Source organism: Nocardioides ginsengisoli (assembly GCF_039537225.1).
Lineage (GTDB): Bacteria > Actinomycetota > Actinomycetes > Propionibacteriales > Nocardioidaceae > Nocardioides > Nocardioides ginsengisoli.
In genome coordinates, this window is sequence record NZ_BAABAC010000058.1 from 1 (window position 1) to 779 (window position 779).

Below are 779 nucleotides of genomic sequence, written 5' to 3' on the forward strand. Positions count from 1 at the left end.
TAGCCACGATGGGCTCAACATGTTGGGGTAGGGGTATGCCTCGCGACACCGCCTCCGCCACCAGCACCGCCCCGGTGCTGACCCGGCTGCGCGCCGAGGCCGAGGTCCGCCAGGCCTCGCTCATCCGCGAGTGGGCCGACATCGTCACCTGGGCCGAAGCCAACATCGTCGAAGGCGTCGAGGGCGCGGCGACAGTTCGCGAGGGCTTCATCGACACCGGCCTGCCCCTGGCCGGCGACGGCGCCCCGCTGGTCTCGGAGTTCGCCCTGATGGAGCTCGTGGCCGTCCTCGGTCGCTCGCCCGACGGCGGCCGCGCCTACGTCGGGCGGATCGTGGGCTGCGCCTGGCGGCTGCCCCACGTGTGGGCCGCCGTCATGGCCGGACGCCTCGCCCCCTGGCGGGCCGCGCGGATGGCCGACATGGTCGGCCCGCTCTCGGCCGACGCCGCCGCGGTCGTGGATCGCAACCTCTTCAACGCCTCCGGCGTCGGCTGGGCCCAGCTCGACCGGCTCATCGCCGAAGCCATCCTCCGGTTCGACCCCGAACGAGCCGAGGCCGAGCGCGCGGCCGCCGCCGACCAGCGCTACGTCGACATCGACCAGCCCAACACCAACGGCCAGGCGTCCATCTCCGGCCTCCTCGACGCCGCCGACGCCCACGACCTCGACGACGCCATCGCCCGCCGCGCCACGCTCCTGGGAAGCCTGGGCAGCGAAGCCTCCCTCGACGTCCGCCGCTCCCAGGCCCTCGGCGAAATCGCCCGGGCCGACTTGATGCTC

General features: G+C 73.9%; 1 protein-coding gene. It reads left to right on the top strand.

The features are described 5' to 3' along the window. Positions 1-35 precede the first annotated feature (35 nt). Positions 36-779 (top strand): DUF222 domain-containing protein (locus AB4880_RS26060; RefSeq protein WP_437440516.1); only part of this gene is annotated, 744 nt, incomplete at its 3' end.